Raw genomic sequence first — 19,710 nt, 5'->3', positions numbered from 1 at the left:
GATAATTGGAATAGTATTGTGAATAGCATAACATACTAGGGTTGGAACGATAATTTCATTATTATTAGTCTATACTAAGAAGCCTCTCTATTTTCTGTTCGAGATTAGATTTGCTAATGAGATGCATCATTCGCTATAATTTTATTTAAGAAGGTTTACAACATTCAACATGAACAGCAAGGAGAATATTATGATTAACGCGTTCGATTTAGTTATTGCATTTCTAATATCACTTATTTCCTCCTTCCTATTAACCTATCCAGTGAAAATATTTGCTACGAAAATTGGAGCGGTTGATCATCCAAACCAGAGAAAAATCCACAAGAAGGTGACACCGAGGTTAGGTGGGATATCCATATTTCTTGGTTCGCTGCTAGGCATCTTATATTTAAATCCTGCAAGTCAGCATCTTCCAGCAATCTTTATGGGAGCGCTAGCCATCATTATCACAGGGGTTATTGACGATCGTTTTACGATCACACCAGTAGTTAAGCTCACAGGACAATTAATTGCAGCATCTTTTCTTGTTTACTCTGGAATCATTATCGAACGGATAACCTTGCCGATTTTTGGTATTGTAGATCTCGGCTTTTTCAGTGTCTTTATCACGATTGTTTGGATAATCGGGATAACCAATGCGATTAATCTGATAGACGGTTTAGATGGTCTCGCAACAGGAGTATCTACCATTGCCCTAATAAGCATCTTCGTCATGGCGATTATCGATTCGCAAATTCTGGCTGCATTTCTTAGTATCGTAGTGATTGGAGCGAATCTTGGATTTCTTTATCATAATTTTTATCCAGCAAAAATATATATGGGGGATACTGGTTCTAATTTCCTAGGCTACTTGATTGCAGTAGTGTCGATGCTTGGATTGTTTAAAAACGTCACATTCTTTAGCTTTATCATCCCAATCATCGTTCTTGCAGTACCAATCTTTGATACGTTATATGCTATTGTTCGCAGGGCATTTAATAAAGAAAATATTATGAAGGCTGATAATAAGCATGTTCATTATCAGTTGATTGAAGCAGGGTACAGTCACAGAAAAACCGTATTTATCCTTTATGCATTTAGTGCATTATTTGGAATAATGGCCATCTTGTTTTCTGAAGCAAGCACGACAACCTCATTGATTATCACTATCGTCGTTCTATTTCTGATTCAGATCCTAGCAGAATTAGCTGGAGTTGTAATGGGAGGAAAAAGACCAATTGTTGATTATTTGCGAAGGGTGCTTCGTAAAGTGGAAAAAATACGAAATAAGTGAATGGACTTTCAATTAATAACTGAAAGTCCATTTTTGATTATTTACATAGATCGTCATAAAGTAACGATATTAACAGAAATTTTACAATAACTTTGCACTTAATTAACAAAAGATATGTAAAATGACCTATAGCAAGATAATTTAGGGAGGGTTTTACAGGATGGGATTTAAGAAAAAGCTAATAACTGGAGCAGCAGCTGCATCGTTATTGTTTACAGGGGTTGTACCTTATAATGTGTTTGCAGATGAGGCAAAGGCACAAACAGAACAACCGCCGCTTCATCAATACATAAAGGAGCAACTGAAGGTTTCTCAAATCGCGCAATATGATAGTAAAGTTGGGGAAACAGGTACGGAGATTTTGGCATATGATGCTGAAACACAAAGAGCATTCGTCACAAATGGTAAAGAAGCTGGTTTTGATATTCTTTCTTTTAAAGATCTTAAATCAGGTGAATTTCAACAAATTGATTCTAAACGTATTCTTCTAAAAGATTTAGATAATGGAAGATTTAGTTCAGAAAATGTTGCGAGTATTACTAGTATTGCAGTTAGCCCGGCAAAAGACGGCCTTGTTGCAATCTCTGCAACTAGCAAACTTGAATCAGATCCTGGCCATATTATATTCGTTAAAAAAGATGGAACATTTGTTAAAAGTGTAGAAGTAGGTTCATTACCTGACATGGTAACATTTACACCGGACGGCGAAAAGGTGCTTGTTGCAAATGAAGGGGAACCGCGTGCGACTCTTGATGCAGATAATAAAGTAACGACACATGATCCAGAAGGCACAATTTCTGTTATTGATGCTAAAAACTTTAAAGTGGAATCATTATCATTCACAGAAGACATGTTAGATGAAAAGGTACGTTATACTAAAACTGGTAATACAGGTGAAGCATTAATAGAACAATTAGAGCCTGAATATATAACGGTTTCAGAAGACAGCAAAACAGCCTATGTATCTTTACAGGAAAACAATGCAATTGCAACAATTGATTTAACAACAAATACAATTAAAAAAGTAAATGGACTTGGTGTAATTGATCATTCAGTAGCAGGAAATGAAATGGATGCTATTCCAAATGAAAAAATTGAAATAGAAAAGCAGCCGATTCTTACATTCCATATGCCTGATGCAATTGATTCATTCACTGTAAATGGTAAAACATACATCATCACACCAAATGAAGGTGATGCACGTGCATACGAAGATGGAAACTTTGCATATGGTGAGTACAATGATGATGGTGAAGGATACACGGAAGAGAAGAAACTAAAGAAATTACTTGAAAAAGGCAAAGTTAGCTTAAAAGCATCTAATTATGCTAATTACACACAAGCAGAATTAGATAATTTTGATCTTAATAGCTTAGCAGATTATAAACTTACGGTTGAAAACGGATTAAATGAAAAGACTGGTAAATATGAAGCTATTTACGGATATGGCGGACGCAGCTTCTCCATCTTTGATGCTGACACTATGGAACAAGTCTATGACAGTGGCAGTGAATTTGAACAAATTATTGCAAAAGCAATGCCTGATTATTTCAATACAAACAGTGATGAAATTAAACAGGATGGCCGTAGTAATGCGAAGGGGCCAGAACCAGAAACGGCTGTTGTTGGAGAGATAAATGGAACGAATTATGCATTTATCGCATTAGAGCGACTAAGTGGAGTTATGATTTATGATTTGTCAAATCCAGAGAAGCCGAAATTTATTGATTTAATTTCAAGCCGTGATTTCAGTGAGGATGTGAAAGGTGATGTATCACCGGAAGGCTTACAGTTCATCCCTGCTGAAGACAGTCCTACAGGTAAATCATTGCTAGCTGCAACACATGAAATTTCTGGTACTGTTGCAGTCTATGAAATTGAAAAAAATATTAAATCTGAAAATCCAAGTAATCCTAAACCGGTAGAAAAAGCTCCAGAGCAAGATCCTAAGGAATTTCCAAAGGCTGAAGTAGAACAAATTGATCGTATCAAAGGATCTAATCGTTATGAAACTGCTATCGAAGTAAGTAAACAGGGTTGGGAAAAAGGTTCAGTTGAAAAGGTAATCCTTGCGAGTGGACAGGATTTCGCTGATGCGTTAGCAGGGGTTCCGTTAGCAGCTGCTTGGGATACTCCAATTCTATTAACTCAGAAGGATAAATTACTAGACCAAACAATAAAGGAAATTAAACGCCTTGGCGCTAAAGAAGTAACAATTCTAGGTGGAGAAGTAGCAGTAGGTAAAGCTGTTGTTGAGACACTCGAAAAAGAAGGTTTAACTGTAGGAAGAATTAAAGGAAGTACAAGATATGAAACAGCAGTAGAGATTGCAAACAAACTGACAGATGGTAAGGCGGAAAAAGTAGTCGTTGCGAGTGGTAAGGAATACGCGGATGCACTATCAGTAGCAGCACTTGCAGCTAGAGACGGACTGCCAATTCTATTAACACAGGATTCTAAATTAACAAAAGCAACTGCAGAAGCAATAACAAGTCTTGGAGCAAAAGAGTCATTAGTTCTAGGTGGAAATTCAGCAATCTCTGAAAAAGTTGCAAAAGAACTTCCTAGTGCTAAACGTTTAAGTGGTAAGGATCGTTATGAAACGAACATTGCTATTTTAAATGAATTTGGAGTAAATAGCGATGGAGTATATATTGCGAGCGGTAATAGCTTTGCAGATGCTCTTTCTGGAGCAGTACTTGCAGCAAAAGAAGATTCAGCAGTTGTGTTAGTACATGGTAAGGTACCAGGTAAAGTATCTGAATATCTATTAGACCAAGATGTTGATAAAATGAGTATCTTCGGCGGAACAGTAGCAGTGAATGATGCTGTTAAGGAGGAACTTGATGATATCCTTAAGAAGAATAGTGAAAATGGACATTTAGATTTAACGATTATGCATACTAATGATACACATGCGAATTTAGATAATGTTGCAAAACGTGTAACAGCAGTAAAGGAAGTAAGAGCAGAAGAGCCGAATGCATTGCTTATTGATGCAGGTGACGTTATGTCTGGAACATTGTATTACAATGAATTCGAAGGTATGGCTGATTTGAGATTTATGAATTTAATGGGCTATGATGTAATGACATTTGGTAACCATGAATTTGACCTTGGATCAACAGAGGAAGGTTTACAAGGGTTAGCAGATTTTGTTAAAGGTGCTAAGTTCCCGTTTGTAAGCTCAAACGTAGACTTTACCAAGGATGGTAAATTCACAGGATTATTCAGTGACATTATTTCAAGCAGACCTGCAGATGGTCATATCTATAATGGAATGATCAGGGAAATTGAAGGGGAAAAAGTTGGTTTCTTCGGTTTAACAACTGCAGAAACGGCAGATCTTTCAAGCCCAGGTGCAATCGAATTTGAAGATTATATCCAAGAAGCTGAAAATGCAGTAAAAGCGTTTGAAGGTCAAGGTGTAAACAAAATTGTTGCAATAACACATATCGGCTATGATGATAATCCAAATGTAGATAACGACTTAACGTTAGCTGCAAAAGTAGATGGTATTGATGTTATTGTTGGTGGACACAGCCATACACAATTAAATAAACCAGTCGTTATTACAAAAGATGATGCTGGAAAAGAGAAAGATCCTACTGTAATTGTTCAAGCATATCAATACAATAATTTCTTAGGAAAATTAGATGTTGAGTTTGATGATAAGGGAGTAGTTGTTTCTTCTGCAGGTAAATTAATTAATATTGCGGAAAAAGCAGATGATCCATATGCCCTAGGTTTATTAGACCAATATTCTTCTCAAGTAGAGAAAGTTTCACAAACGGAAATTGGTGCAACAGCTGAAAGTGCATTAGAAAACCCAAGAATTTCAGACGAGGGAAATAAGGAACAAGTAAGTGTGCGTAAGAACGAAACACCACTTGGAAATCTAATTACAGATGGTATGCTTGCTGAAGGAAAGAAATTTGACGAAGATGTAGTAATGGCATTGCAAAACGGTGGTGGAATTCGTGCTGCGATTGATAAAGGGCCAATTACAGTTGGTGAAGTAATAACAGTACTACCATTTGGAAATACCCCAGCAATAATGGAACTATCTGGTGCAGAACTAAAAGAAGCATTTGAAATCAGTGTTGGTCAGCTACCTTATGAGAATGGCGGCTTCCTGCATGTAGCTGGTGGAAAAGTAGAATTTGATTCTTCTAAACCTGCAAAAAGTCGTGTTATATCTGTCTCTTATAAAAATGAAGATGGATCATATACTGAAATTCAAGATAAAGAAATGTATAAAATCGTAACAAATGCATTCACTGCTAAAGGCGGAGATGGTTTTACAGGCTTTGCTAAAGCATACGAAGAAGGCCGTGTAACAGATTTAGGATCTTCAGACTGGGAAAACCTTGCGAATCATCTAGCAGGTATTGGTAACATTGTACCCAAGGTTGAAGGACGAATTGTTGACGTTGCAAAATAAATAAACAGCAGCAGGAAAGAAAAACAAAAGGGAACAAGGTAGCTTTTAGCCTTGTTCCCTTTTAATATCATCTTAGAATTCACAAGCAATTTAAGTCGTTGCTCAGATTTCTAATATAGTAGGAATATGATAAACTAGAAATAATAATTTAATGTATTGAAAAGTGTCAGACAAGGATTATTACGAACATTCAGTCTTATAAATACGATTATTTACTAAAACATTTAACAGTTAGGATTTGATTTATGTGCTAGAAAAAAATAATGAATATCCTAAAAAGGATAAAAGTAATACCCATCGCTTTGAAAATCTTTCTCAAGAATTTTTTGATATAAATAATTGGTTTTACCCAAAAAAGGATATACAAATAACTCAATATCAATATAAGTTTCTGATTAAATCTAAAAGCCAAGAAGTAAAGTACTTAACGTTATTTGAAAATAACACAAATTTTTCATTAATTAATATTGATCGACAAAAAATAAAAATTGGTGCTGAGAATACGATAAAAATTAGTGGCACAAAAACTGATTCTATTGATTTAATCATCTATTTACTCGAATATGATGGTGAATTCCGGCAGGTAAGAAAAAAAAGGATTCCATTCAATCATCTAACGTCATTCCATACAACTTCTAGTACTGAATATTGCAGAATCGCTATCCGTTTGTCCGGTCAGGGTGAACTTGAGATTTTTAATGTTTTTACTTCAGATTCTATTCCAAAAGCAACAAGAATCCAGAAGAGAGAAGAGAAGAGCTTATCACAAATAAGAGTCGCCGCAATACTTGATGACGAATATTTATCAAATATAGCTGAAATTGTTTCTATCATTTCTTTAGATATGTGGGATGAAATGTTAAATAAGTCTATTCCTGATTTCATGTTAATTGATTCTAGCTGGCAATGTAAGGATAGTGAAGAAATTATAAATGATCGAACATACCAAGCAATAAAACGGATAACTTTATGGTGTAAAACGAATCATATTCCTATTGTGTTTTGGGACTTAGGGGCTTCGACACATGTTGGTGTTATGAGAGAAATATCTTCGTTTATTGATTATATTTTTACTGTTGATGACAAGTTGATCCCAGTATATCGGGATCTTGTTGATCATGATAATATTTATCATTTACCATATGGAGTGAATCCAAAAGTTCATAACCCGACGGAATTAAATAAAGCGATAGTCAATAGGTTTTTTGACGATAAATTAACAGTTCCTAAAAAGAAACTTTCAATCAGCAGTTTTAAAAATTATGATGCAAAGCTGAGTGAATTGGGTGTCGGAATGATTAATCCAGAAATGGATATGGAGCAGTCATTTCTGGCGAATAGTAAAAAGGGTAATTCACTCCTCTTAAATAATAAGAATAAAGGGAGATCCAGTCGTTTTATTTCAAAAATAGAAATTGAAGCCCTTGCTTCAGGTATCCCAATAATCTATCATTCTCCTCTTAAAGCATTTCCTGTAACAGCACTAGCAAGTAATGATTTAGAATCAGTCAATATGCTAAGCAGTAACCCACAACTATACCGGGAAATATCAAGTAAAAATAGAAGAGAAATCTTTAGAAATCATACGTATCAAAATCGAATACAATTTATTTTAGATTGTATTTCCATCCCGTTTAAAGTGCCGTCTCTTGACGTTACGCTACTATTTACTGCACATTCAAAAGAAGCTTTTTATAAGGTTATGGATATGATTAATAATCAGTCTTATCAACAAATCAAAATTATCGCGTTGATTTCGGTATTTGATGGGTTTGAAGAAATATATAACCAGTACAATCATGATTGTATTCAGGTATATTTAGAGGACTATGTATATGAAAAATATAGTATTTCTGAATTAATTGATACGAGGTATGTAACTGTATTAAATCCTGATTATTCATACGGGGAATATTATGTGGAGGATAATATTCATGCTTTCTGTTATTCAAAAGCCGCATGTATTGGACAAAAAGGGTTTTCCGAAGATGGCAAAAGTCATAGATATCAAGAAGCCGAGTTTGAATATGTAAATGAAATTGAAAGTTATACTGCTTTTTTTGAAGTAGAGGCGATTAATGATTGTTCAATTAATGAATTAATACATCATCAAGACGATGTTATAGAGAAACTCATTATACAGAAGAATAAGAAGATGTTTAGTAATGAACAATTATTATAATAAAGGTAGAAAAAATACAATATGTACTTGCTTGACAGTGAAGTATAGATGGTAATCCTCTTGTTGCATATGTGCAATAAGACAAGTCGTCCAAAGGTTAGGCGACGGTCAAGCTTTCTAATAAAGGGTGGCGATAAAGAATGAAGCGTTTAAAAATATTACTTTATATCGAACAATTGTCAACCGTATCGCCCCATTCAATTGAACGGCTTTCATCCTTGACCTCAGTTTTGATGAGCGATGAAAAGGTAGCACTGGATATTCTACCAGGATCCCCCATGTCGAAAGAGGCTCAGGCTAGCTTGTCAACGAATCAAAAAATCACATGGTTACCAAATGGGAATGTTAGTAAAGAGATGGAAGATGAAACGGCAACGGATATTAGTAATAAAATTTCGGAATTAGAAAACAAATCCAATTATCATATTATTATTTTGCATGGAAAGGAAATAATGTCATTAGCCCTGTGTGATAAGTATAAACAAAAAGTGATTCCTTTTTTAATAGATAAGAATTATCAATATAGTGAATTAGAGAAGGTTTCCAAAAATTTCCCTGCTGTATTTGTAGAGTCCTATAAAATGAAACATCTATTATTACAAACCACGGATCTTTTAGAGGATAAAGTAATTTTAATACCACCGATTATCGATGATATCCTATCAAAACCTGAATTTTGCAATCGTTATTTTTCGTTGCTTTATAAAGGGAAATTATCAAATGAAATAATAAGTATATTTCAAACGACGAAAAGGAAGCAGACACTTTTTTCAATGATAATCCTAAGTAACCATCTAGTAAAGGAGAGAGAAAAGTTAAGCTTCTTAAACCGCTACCGGAAGATAAAGGGATTAACAGCGATAGAAAATGATTCCCCCGAAAAATTCAACAGATTAATTTATGAATCAGATTTAGGATATCTCTTTGATTATTCTTCTACCTCTAATTATGAACAAAGGGAGACTTTAAAGGAATTATTGGCATTTTCGATTCAAGGAAAACCAGTTATAGTAAATCGAAATGCTCAATTTGAAGAGATTCTTGGTGAAGATTATCCTTTATTTGCAGGTAGTCTTCAAGAATCGAAGGAAAAGATTATCTTAGCATTTCGAAATCAGGAGATATATAAAATTGCTTCTGAAAGATGTTTTAAAGCAAGTTTTCGCTATCAATTTTCACATGTCAGTAACTACATTCTTAAAAAGCTGTGGAATTTTAACCAGGAAAAAGAAACGATACTATTCGCAGGTCATGATTTTAAATTTCTAAAAGACTATATTGCCTTTTGTGAGAGGAGTCAGTTAAACGTTCTGATAGATAAATGGAGCAGTCACAATGTTCACAATCTAGAAGAGAGTCAGCAACTGATGCAAAAAGCAGATGCTATTTTCTGTGAATGGGGACTTGGAAATGCAGTGTTTTATTCCAATCATAGACTGCCTGGTCAGCAATTGTTTATTAGGGTTCACAGGCAGGAATTAGAGACAAACTATTTAGAGAATGTTAATTACAAGAATGTAACAAATGTAATTGCAATTAGCCCTTATATATTTGAAGAATTTAATCGACTTAAAAAGATCCCTCGTGACAAACTAATCTTAATTCAGAATATGGTTGATATAAAGAAATACCAGCAACCTAAGAAAGAAAATATCACACATAATTTGGGTATTATAGGTATTTTGCCTAAACTAAAACGAATTGATCGGGTAATCGATATATTTGATAAGCTGTGGAAAAAAGATAAGCGATATAAATTATTTATTAAAGGGAAATTACCTGAGGAATTACCTTGGTTAAAAAATCGGAAAACAGAAATGGAATATTTCACTGAAGTGTTTGACAAGATTAATGATTCTCCATGGAAAGATCATGTCTTCTTTGATGGACATGGAGATGATGTTGCGGAATGGCTAACAAATATTAATTATATGCTATCGACTAGTGATATCGAAAGCTTCCATCTAGCACCAATGGAGGGAATGGCTAGTGGAGCTACGCCAATTGTTTTTAATTGGCCAGGTGCGGATACGATTTATCCAAAGGAATTTATTGTTAATAATATAGATGAAGCGGTTGAACTAATTGTAAAACTTACAAAAGAGGACAAAAAGAAGGATAATAATTTTTTACCAATTGTAGAGAAGTATGATATATCCAATATTAACGAACGATTAAACAAGCTGATTTTTAAATAAAACTTGTCTTCTGTGATTAAACACTTTGTAAATTGAATTGTATATTTGTAACATAATGTAATTTTCACTTTGGGAAAATACCAATATTTCAGAGGATCACTATATACGGAAATACTTGGATCTCAGTAAAAACCAAAATCGACAATTCAATTGCGATATGGATTAAAATATCATAAAATATTTATTTATGATAAAATCAACTGGGTGTATATTTCCTATATAGGAGCGTTACGATTCATGAAAAAGAAAGTATTAATAATGACACAAAACTTCTATCCTGTTATTGGCAGCGCAGGTAATCGAATGAAAAATATCTATCAGCTATTGAATGATTCCGATATTGACGCAGATGTTTTGACAACAGAACCAGCGTATCCAAACAAAAATTTATACAATGATAAAACGTTTTGGGATGATGAGGCTTTAAATAAAGAAACAAAAAAAATCATCCGGGTGCCAATAAAAAATAAAAAGTTTTCGAATCATATAGTTAGCAGATTATACTTTTATATCGAAATAATGTGGCGGTTTTTGATTAAACTTTGGCAATTAAGAAAAGAGAATTATGATTATATCATGGTTAGCTCACCACCAATTTTTATCGTTTTTTCGGCATTGATTGGCAAATTATTTCTTAAATCAAAACTCATATTAGAAGTGAGAGATTTGTGGCCGGACAGTTTAGTTGGTGTGAAGACATTCGATAATCGATTCATTCTTAAGATCTTCCGCATGCTCGAAAAGAGGATGTACGGAGCAGCAAATCAAATTGTTATTAACAGTAAGGGCTTTGAGTCACATATAAGGTCCAAATTAAAAAAGGATATCCCGATTATTTACTTGCCGAATGGGCCAAGAGATCATGAAATTGTTCGTAGTAAAACTTATGAAGGTGAATTTCGTGTTGTTTACACGGGAAATCTCGGGTTAGCCCAGGATATCGATCACCTGAAATTAATTGCCAGCGCATTGCAAAAAGAAGGAATTCGCTTTGATGTCATTGGCTATGGGATAAAGACTGATGAATTTACGAGTTATATCGATAAACATCAATTGAAGAATGTCTATATGCATCACCCCACAACGAGGAAGAAAAGCTTAGAATTAATTGAGAATAGTAATATTGCCGTTGCCTTTCTAAATGATGTAGATGTATTTTCTACAGTGCTCCCTGGAAAGATTATCGACTATATGACGTGCGGGACACCAATTATCGCAGGAATAAAAGGGACAGCAGCACAAATAATAACAAAGAGTGGGGCTGGCTTTGCTTTTGAACAGCAGGATATTCAAGGAATGATTGAAAAAATTGTAAAACTGAAGGATAATCCCAAGGAGCTTGAACGAATCGGTGAAAACTGTACAAAAGCAGTTCAAGATGCGTTTCTCTGGGAAAATAATATAAATGAACTTGTACAAATAATTAATGAATGAAGAGGGAAGAACGTAATGAAACGTGTTGGTATGTTTGTCTGGAACCATTTTACAAACGATGCGAGGGTGCTTAGAGAGTGCACCTCTTTATCTGAGAATGGTTATGATGTAGAATTAATATGTATCGATGATCCAAATGATCCATCGATTTCACAATATGAAGAAGTGAATGAGCATTTCCGGGTTCATCGTATGAAGAGATATCCGGCCACTCTGTTATTTTTGCAAAAGGGATATCGCTTTGCAGTTGGTCAAAGATGGCCATTGATTCCACTATTGGCGGTTTGGGCATTTTTACTTTATTATATTCCGTGGATTACAATTATTCTTACTGTTATGTTAGCCTTGCTGTTAAAAACGAAAGTAAGAGTAGTATGGATTCGTAGTGCATTAATTTTACGGATGATTATAAAAGGTCATCGAGGAAATTATGATATTTACCACTCCAATGACTTAAACACAATGCCTCAAGGCTATATCAGTTCTAAATGGCGATTCAAGAAAAAACCTCTAATCTATGATTCACATGAGGTACAAACAAGCAGGACAGGCTATGATAGTCCGTGGTACAAGAAATTTGAGCACTTCTTCATTAAACGGATGGATAGTATGATGGTTGAAAATGATACTCGTGCCAAATATAACGAAGATTTATATGGATTCTATCCACATGTGCTGCATAATTACCCGTCAATGGAAATTCAGCAAACAGCTGAAAAAGTAGACCTGCATGGCATGCTGAACCTGCCGCCTAATGAGAAAATTCTGCTGTATCAAGGTGGAATTCAAGCAGGGCGTGGACTTGAAAAGTTAATTGAAGCATATTCATTGTTTAAAGAAGGTACACTAGTATTGATTGGTGATGGGAAGATAAAAGACAAGTTAATCAAAATGGTGCAGGAAAGGAACCTTGAGAAAGGCATTCGGTTCATATCAAAGGTTCCTGTTCGCGAATTGCCGAAATATACAAAAAATGCTTATCTTGGCTTTCAAGTGCTAAATAATATTAACTTCAATCACTGGTCAGCATCATCGAATAAATTATTCGAGTATATGATGAATGAAGTTCCAGTTGTAGCATGTAATTTCCCTGAAATTAAAAAAGCAGTAGAAGAAAGTGAAGTAGGTGTCACAATTGACCCGCACGACCCTAAGGAAATAGCCAAAGGTGTAAACTTCTTATTGGAAAATCCTGAGAAGCGTGACTACTTTAGTATGAATTGCAAAAATGCTCGAAAGAAGTATAATTGGGAGAAAGAACAGAAATACTTGCTCGAAGTTTATCGAAAGTATTAATTTTTGTTCGAAAAAATTACAATCCTTAATAACCTAAAGAAAAGAAAGAAGGAATTACAGTGAAGCTTTGTACAATGGGATTAGGATATATTGGTTTACCGACATCCATTATGTTTGCAAATTATGATGTAGATGTTGTTGGTGTTGATGTTAAAAGAGAAGCAGTTGACATGTTAAATAATGGACATATTCATATAGAAGAGCCTGGACTACAGGAAGCGTTAGAAAAGGCGATCGCAAAAGGAACTTTCAGAGCTTCAGTTGAGCCTGAACCTGCAGATGCGTTTATTATTGCGGTACCAACACCGAATAAAGACGATGAATTTAAATCAATGGATATAACATATGTAATGCAAGCATTAGACAACATTATTCCGTTTTTAGAAAAAGGGAATGTTGTAATTGTTGAATCAACAATAGCGCCTAGAACGATGGATGACTTTGTTAAGCCAAGACTTGAGGAAGCAGGATTTGTCATTGGTGAGGATATCTTCTTAGTACATTGTCCTGAGCGTGTATTACCAGGGCAAATCATGCATGAACTAATTCATAACAACCGTATTATTGGTGGTGTTACACCAATATGTACGGAAAAAGGTGCAGAAGTATATGCTACTTTTGTTCAAGGTGAATTGATTAAAACAAATGCACGTACAGCAGAAATGTCTAAACTAATGGAGAATACATTCCGTGATGTTAACATTGCATTAGCAAATGAATTAACAAAAGTATGTAATGAATTAGATATTAACGCTTTAGAAGTAATTGAAATGGCGAATAAACATCCGCGAGTTAACTTGCATACACCTGGTCCTGGTGTTGGCGGACACTGCTTAGCGGTTGATCCATACTTCATTATCGCGAAAGCACCAGAACAAGCGAAAATTATTAACTTATCACGTCAAGTAAATAAATCAATGCCTAGCTATGTTGTAGAATCTGCAGAGAAGCTACTTGCGAAGCATAACGGTAAGAAAATTACAGTATTTGGATTAACTTATAAAGGAAATGTTGATGATATAAGAGAAAGTCCAGCAATGGAAATCTATGAGCATCTACATGCCCTTCCTGAATATGATGTTGTTGCATATGATCCACATGTTAAGTTAAGCTTTGTTGAAAAAGACTTAGAAAAAGCATTGGACGGATCTGATTTAGTATTGGTTCTAAGTGACCATAATGAATTTAAAGAGCTAACAAGTGCATATTTCAGCAAAATGAACGTTGCCCAAGTATTCGATACGAAAAATGTTGTTAAAGAATACGCGGATAATATTAATTACATTAATTACGGGAACTTATATAAATTTATATAATAACCAAAAAAAAGGAAGCTATCTTATATGTTTAATTCGATGAGACAGGTTATCAAGGAACAAATCGAACATAAGGATTTAATTATTAGAATGGCTAGTTTTGATATTAAAGGAATGTATCAGCTACACTATTTAGGTTCACTTTGGCAATTCTTGAATCCTGTCATTCAAATAGCAATTTACTGGGTTGTTTTTGGTCTTGGAATAAGAGGTGGGAGTCCAGTAATAACCACAGTTGGAGAAGTTCCGTTTTTCCTTTGGATGTTAATGGGGCTAATTCCTTGGTTTTTCATAAATCCATCAATGCTCCAAGGATCAAATAGTGTTTTTCAAAAAATGAATTTGGTTTCAAAGATGAATTTTCCTGTAAGCTTATTACCGACAATAAAAATTGTTGGTAATAGCTTACAGTTCTTCATTTTAATGATTCTATTATGTATAGTGTTGTTGATATATGGGTTCTACCCAACGATGTATTTTATTCAGCTACTATATTATCTTGTATGCCTATTTTCATTTTTGTTTGCTTTTACATTATTTAGCTCAACAATTGCCACACTTGTTCGTGATTATCAATCATTCTTACAATCAATGGTACGAATGATTTTATATTTATCTCCAGTGTTATGGGACCCTGCAGGCGATAGAGTTCCAGACTGGGTCACAAATGTATTACAGCTTAATCCGATCTATTATATTATTGAAGGATTTAGAGACTCTTTTCTTGCGCGACAATGGTTCTTTGAGGATCCGGTCTATTTATGCTATTTTTGGGCACTTACTTTAACTTTGATGTTTATTGGTTCAAAAGTACATTTGAAATTCAGAGAGAATTTTATGGATTATTTATAATTTCTATAAATGAGGTATTTTAATGAAAGTAAAAGTTGAATTTAAACATGTTTCTAAGGCATTTCAAATCCATACGAAACAATTTGAAAAATTGTTATCTTTATTTTCACTACGTCGTCGGAAAGAAAATAAAGTATTTATGGCTGTTAACGATGTCTCTTTTACAGTATATGAAGGTGAAACGATTGGAATTGTTGGTCTTAATGGTTCGGGTAAATCAACTATTTCCAACATGCTTTCACAGGTGATAAAACCAACTGAAGGTGAAATATATATAGATGGACAGCCCTCGCTAATTGCTATTAGCGCAGGGTTAAATAACAATCTTTCTGGAATGGATAATATTAAATTAAAATGTATGATGCACGGGCTAAAAGATGATGAAATTGAGCGAGTTACTCCGGATATTATTGATTTTGCCGATTTAGGTGATTATATAAACCAGCCTGTAAAAAATTACTCAAGCGGGATGAGATCTCGATTAGGTTTTGCTATTTCTATTCATACGGACCCAGACATACTTGTAATTGATGAAGCATTGTCAGTTGGTGACTCTACTTTTGCAAATAAGTGTCTAATCAAATTGGATGAATTTAAGAAAAAAGGAAAAACAATATTTTTTATAAGCCATTCCTCAAGTCAAATGAAAACCTTCTGTGATCGTGTTATGTGGATAAACTACGGGGAAATGAAGGAATTTGGCTCCAAGGTAGAGGTTTTAAACAAATATGGAAGATATACAAGATGGTTTAATGAATTAGCCGAATCAGAGAAAAAAAAGTACAAAAAAGAGATGCTTCAAAAGCAATATGCAAATAGAGAAATAGCTAAAAAAGGCAATGAAAATAGTAGTATTATCTCTGTTGGAAAGGGAATAGGCTTATTTATCCCACTCATATTATTTGGTGCGTTAATGCTGTTTGGATACTAGTATAGGCGGTGGAAAAGTGGAAAAAATCCAAGATAAAATATACGATGTTTACTATTCTGAGACAGATACAAATTTCAGAAGAAAAGTTCGGGAAAGAATTCATTGGATATGCAGAAATATATCCGGCGATGAAGTGTTAGATATAGGGTGCTCTCAAGGTATAACAGCTATCCTACTAGGAAGAGAAGGCAAAAAAGTATTAGGTTTGGATTTATCAGAAGATGCAATCCGTGAAGCAAATGAAAATCTTGAAAAAGAAGAGGAAGAAACACGGAATTCTGTTCGTTTCGAAAAGGGTAATCTTGTACTAAAGGAATTTGAACAACAATATAGTAGTGTGATCCTAGGTGAAGTATTAGAACACATCAATGATATCGAATCATTTTTTACAAAAGCATCCAGCTTGGTAAAAGAAAATGGACGGTTAATTATTACCACGCCTTTTGGCATTAACGATTTCGTAGATCATAAAAGAACCTTCTATTTAAATGACTTTCTCAAATTACAAACAAGTGAAATCTCAATTGCTGAGGTTAAATTCTTCGGTAAGTGGATTGGAGTAATATATCAAAAGGGTCAGGAAAATAAAAATGATTTATTATCCGAAAGAAAATTATTTGATGAGCTTGAAGAGGCATTTAATAATATTGAAAGAAGTTTGTTAACAAATCAGCAAAAATTGAATAAAAAAGTTAAAATGCTGGAAAATAAAACTAAAAATAGTGAAGAACAAATAAATGCGTTAATGGAAAAAAAAATTCAGTTAGAAAAAGATAATCAGTTATTAATAGAAAATACAAAGGCTAATAAAAATGACTATCAAAAAAAATACTTGGATGAAAAAGTAGAAAAGGTTAAAATTCAAAAGCAATTATTAGACGAGTATAAACGGGAAGAAAAACTGTTATCAGAGAAAAAAGAAATGACTAAGGAAATTGAAAAAATTGAAAATAGGTATTCAAGCTTAAAAAATTCTAAACTAGGTAAATTAACGACAAGATACTGGAAGCTGCGAAACAAAAAAGGGAGATAGTAAGTGATGGAAAGGGATCCAATACAGGAGCGTCTTAAAGTAATAAAAGTCGAGAAAGAAACATTGACTAATCAATTATTAATGGAACTCAGCTATTTAAAGAGCGAGAACATTCACCTTAACATAGATATAAATTCATCAGGTAACAGTAGTGAAGGCGTTGTGGATATAGAAAAATATTTGGCGCTTAAGAATCAGGTCGCAGATAAGGATTTTTTAACAAGCGTACTCCCGAAAATATCAGATATTCCAAAAAGTAATGGTACAAGGTTTTTCAATAGAATAGATGTAAATATCGGGATTATTTGTGACGAGTTTTTATTTAAATCCTATGAAGATGTTGCCAACTTTTACTATGTAAAGAAAGATGAATATGAAGCTCTCTCTGGAAAGCTTGATGTGTTAATCGTAGCTTCAACCTGGAGAGGATTGAATGAGGACTGGAAAGGGTTTGGAAATCCAAACAATGTGAAAGTAAGGAATGACCTATTTGATTTAATCAACTTTTTCCGTAATCAGGGAGTTAAAATCGTATTCTATTCGAAAGAAGATCCTACCAATTATCACCGTTTTGTGGACATTGCCAAGCGGTGTGATTATATCTTTACTACAGCAATTGAGAAAATAGCGGATTATAAAAACGACTGCAATAATGATCAAGTGTTTCCATTAGAATTTAGTGTCAACCCAATATACAATAATCCGATTGGAATAAACAATACGGTAGGAGATATGGGCGCAATATTTGCTGGATCATGGTATGAGAAGTACCCAAATCGAAAAGCAGATTCACGGACTATTTTTGATGGCGTAATTGCTGCAGGGAAACAGCTGAAAATAATTGATCGTAATTTTGATAAAAACCTGCCAAATCATTTTTTCCCACCTGAATATTTGCAATACATATCACCTAGTATAGAACATTCCACATTACAAAAGTTATTTAAGATTTTCCCTTGGACCATTAATTTAAACTCTGTTCAAAATAGTGAAACGATGTTTGCGAATCGAGTTTATGAATTACAAGCAATGGGAAACTTAATATTATCCAATTATAGTTTAGGAATCAATAATCTGTTTCCAAACATTTTCATTATACAAAATAGCAATGAATTGGATTTTATGATGAATAATCTAAGTGAAAATGATTTATACTTGCTTCGAATGTATGGAGTAAGAAGTGTACTTAAAGAACATACATCCTTCCATCGAATAAACACACTATTAAATAATATTGGTTTCGAGAAGAATTATGTACCAAGCAAGAAAGTTGCCGTAATAGTAAATGATAAGCAGAATGAAATAGTACTTGAAAACTTCAATCGGCAAACATATCAAGATAAGGAATTAGTATTATTAGATGGATTACATGAAACATATGACACGTATGATTATGTAACTTTCTTTAATGATGGCTATGATTATGGGGAATACTATTTAGAAGATTTGGTTAATGGATTTAAGTATACAAATTCATCGTATATTACGAAAGACTCGTATTACGAGGGAAATGAGAAGATTCAAGGGATTGAACATAATTTCGTACAAGAAATTAAGGATAAATATCGGACCTTATTTACAACAAGTGATTTCAAACTTAGTGAGCTAGTGAATACTACGGAACCAACTGAAAGAGAAAATGGATATAGTATAGATAGTCTGGAAATTAATGTAAAACGTTTGAATCATACCGAAGAAAAATCAATGGATTTACAGTTATCTGTTATTATTCCTGTTTATAATAATGGACAGCACCTATATGGGAAATGTTTCATGAGTCTATTAAGATCTACGATGTTTAAGAATATGGACATTATTCTCGTTGACGATGGTTCTACAGACAATACAACATTAAATATGGTAGATAGATTAGAAAGACTGTACCCTAATGTGCAAGTTTATAAATTCAATGATGGTGGAAGTGGCAGTGCTTCACGTCCTAGAAACAAAGGAATAGAACTAGCAAAGACAGATTATATTACTTACCTTGATCCTGATAATGAAGCAGTGAATGATGGATACTTCCAGTTATTCAATGAATTACAGAAAGATACCAGTATTGATTTGGTAGTAGGAGATATTATCAAATACGATACAAAACAAAAGGTATTAAATTACTCTAAAAATGCTTTTAAATGGGATTCAAATGGCATCGTAACGGATACTTATGAATTTCTCAAGGAATCCAATATGCGTGCACAGAGTATCCAGGCATTAATTGTTAAGAAAGAAATTATTGAAAATAATAATTTAATTATGGTTGAAAAGGCTGCAGGACAGGATACATTGTTTTTCCAAGAGTTGATCTTACATTGCTCAAAGATTAAAGCGATTGATTTAGTTATCCATTTGTATTATGCAGCCGTGACTAACTCTGTAACAAATACGATATCTAAAAAGTTTTTTAAAAAATATTTACTGCTAGAAAGAGAAAGATATGTATTTCTAGAGAAAAATAATCTTTTGAAGATTTACGTAACAGGAAGGTTTGCGAGTTATTTTGTTGGCTGGTATCTATCTAGAGTACCTAGAATTAAACGGGATGACATGGAAGAAGGATTAGAGGTTCTTTATGAAATTTACCAGCTTTACAAACCGTTAATTCGAAATCCAGTTGAACCTTTAAGTAAATTTGAACGTTTAATAAATAATAAGCAGTACGAAGAGTTTGTCTCTTATTGTGAACAATATTTTGATAGTAGAGGCTGAACCTTGTTGAATAGTAATTGATGAAAGGGAGTTTCATTTTGC

The 19,710-nt window shown here is 33.8% G+C and carries 11 protein-coding genes; all 11 read left to right on the top strand.

Features of this window, described 5'->3' with window-relative positions:
* Positions 1 to 190: 190 nt before the first annotated feature.
* Positions 191 to 1,273, top strand: coding sequence for a glycosyltransferase family 4 protein (locus CWR48_RS00540; RefSeq protein ID WP_115771087.1), 1,083 nt, complete (start codon positions 191 to 193; stop codon positions 1,271 to 1,273).
* A 160-nt stretch (positions 1,274 to 1,433) separates the two neighbouring features.
* Entirely contained in the window at positions 1,434 to 5,717 is a 4,284-nt protein-coding gene (locus CWR48_RS00535) for a choice-of-anchor I family protein (RefSeq protein ID WP_115771086.1), read from the top strand.
* Between the two features lie 247 nt (positions 5,718 to 5,964).
* Positions 5,965 to 7,899, top strand: coding sequence for a CgeB family protein (locus CWR48_RS00530; protein WP_115771085.1), 1,935 nt, complete (start codon positions 5,965 to 5,967; stop codon positions 7,897 to 7,899).
* Between the two features lie 140 nt (positions 7,900 to 8,039).
* Positions 8,040 to 10,097: a glycosyltransferase gene (locus CWR48_RS00525; RefSeq protein WP_115771084.1), complete on the top strand. Its 2,058-nt coding sequence runs from the start codon at positions 8,040 to 8,042 to the stop codon at positions 10,095 to 10,097.
* A 237-nt stretch (positions 10,098 to 10,334) separates the two neighbouring features.
* A complete protein-coding gene (locus CWR48_RS00520; RefSeq protein WP_115771083.1) occupies positions 10,335 to 11,531 on the top strand; it encodes a glycosyltransferase family 4 protein in 1,197 nt (398 codons plus the stop codon).
* A 15-nt stretch (positions 11,532 to 11,546) separates the two neighbouring features.
* Entirely contained in the window at positions 11,547 to 12,827 is a 1,281-nt protein-coding gene (locus tag CWR48_RS00515) for a glycosyltransferase (RefSeq protein WP_115771082.1), read from the top strand.
* A gap of 59 nt (positions 12,828 to 12,886) precedes the next feature.
* On the top strand, positions 12,887 to 14,143 hold the full coding sequence (locus CWR48_RS00510) for a nucleotide sugar dehydrogenase (RefSeq protein WP_115771081.1): 1,257 nt from the start codon (positions 12,887 to 12,889) through the stop codon (positions 14,141 to 14,143).
* A gap of 27 nt (positions 14,144 to 14,170) precedes the next feature.
* The gene (locus CWR48_RS00505; RefSeq protein WP_115771080.1) at positions 14,171 to 14,995 is read left to right on the top strand and encodes an ABC transporter permease; all 825 of its coding nucleotides are present in this window, start codon (positions 14,171 to 14,173) and stop codon (positions 14,993 to 14,995) included.
* Between the two features lie 22 nt (positions 14,996 to 15,017).
* Positions 15,018 to 15,926: an ABC transporter ATP-binding protein gene (locus tag CWR48_RS00500; protein WP_115771079.1), complete on the top strand. Its 909-nt coding sequence runs from the start codon at positions 15,018 to 15,020 to the stop codon at positions 15,924 to 15,926.
* A gap of 16 nt (positions 15,927 to 15,942) precedes the next feature.
* Positions 15,943 to 16,959 carry a class I SAM-dependent methyltransferase gene (locus CWR48_RS00495; protein ID WP_170140652.1) on the top strand — a complete coding sequence of 339 codons (1,017 nt, stop codon included), beginning with the start codon at positions 15,943 to 15,945 and terminating at the stop codon, positions 16,957 to 16,959.
* 6 nt (positions 16,960 to 16,965) lie between these two features.
* Positions 16,966 to 19,668 (top strand): glycosyltransferase, encoded by a 2,703-nt coding sequence (locus CWR48_RS00490; RefSeq protein WP_115771077.1) that lies wholly within the window; start codon positions 16,966 to 16,968, stop codon positions 19,666 to 19,668.
* The last annotated feature ends 42 nt before the right edge of the window (positions 19,669 to 19,710 follow it).

This window comes from Oceanobacillus arenosus, assembly GCF_003369575.1.
Taxonomy (GTDB): Bacteria; Bacillota; Bacilli; order Bacillales; family Amphibacillaceae; genus Oceanobacillus; species Oceanobacillus arenosus.
Note: the sequence above shows the minus strand (reverse complement) of the source record. Positions and strands in the feature narration are given on the sequence as shown.

Excerpts from the sequence above, each read along its gene's own strand:
- CWR48_RS00540 (WP_115771087.1), top strand. The coding sequence starts at position 191 with ATGATTAACGCGTTCGATTTAGTTATTGCATTTCTAATATCACTTATT.
- CWR48_RS00535 (WP_115771086.1), top strand. The coding sequence starts at position 1,434 with ATGGGATTTAAGAAAAAGCTAATAACTGGAGCAGCAGCTGCATCGTTA.
- CWR48_RS00525 (WP_115771084.1), top strand. The coding sequence starts at position 8,040 with ATGAAGCGTTTAAAAATATTACTTTATATCGAACAATTGTCAACCGTA.
- CWR48_RS00520 (WP_115771083.1), top strand. The coding sequence starts at position 10,335 with ATGAAAAAGAAAGTATTAATAATGACACAAAACTTCTATCCTGTTATT.
- CWR48_RS00515 (WP_115771082.1), top strand. The coding sequence starts at position 11,547 with ATGAAACGTGTTGGTATGTTTGTCTGGAACCATTTTACAAACGATGCG.
- CWR48_RS00505 (WP_115771080.1), top strand. The coding sequence starts at position 14,171 with ATGTTTAATTCGATGAGACAGGTTATCAAGGAACAAATCGAACATAAG.
- CWR48_RS00500 (WP_115771079.1), top strand. The coding sequence starts at position 15,018 with ATGAAAGTAAAAGTTGAATTTAAACATGTTTCTAAGGCATTTCAAATC.
- CWR48_RS00490 (WP_115771077.1), top strand. The coding sequence starts at position 16,966 with ATGGAAAGGGATCCAATACAGGAGCGTCTTAAAGTAATAAAAGTCGAG.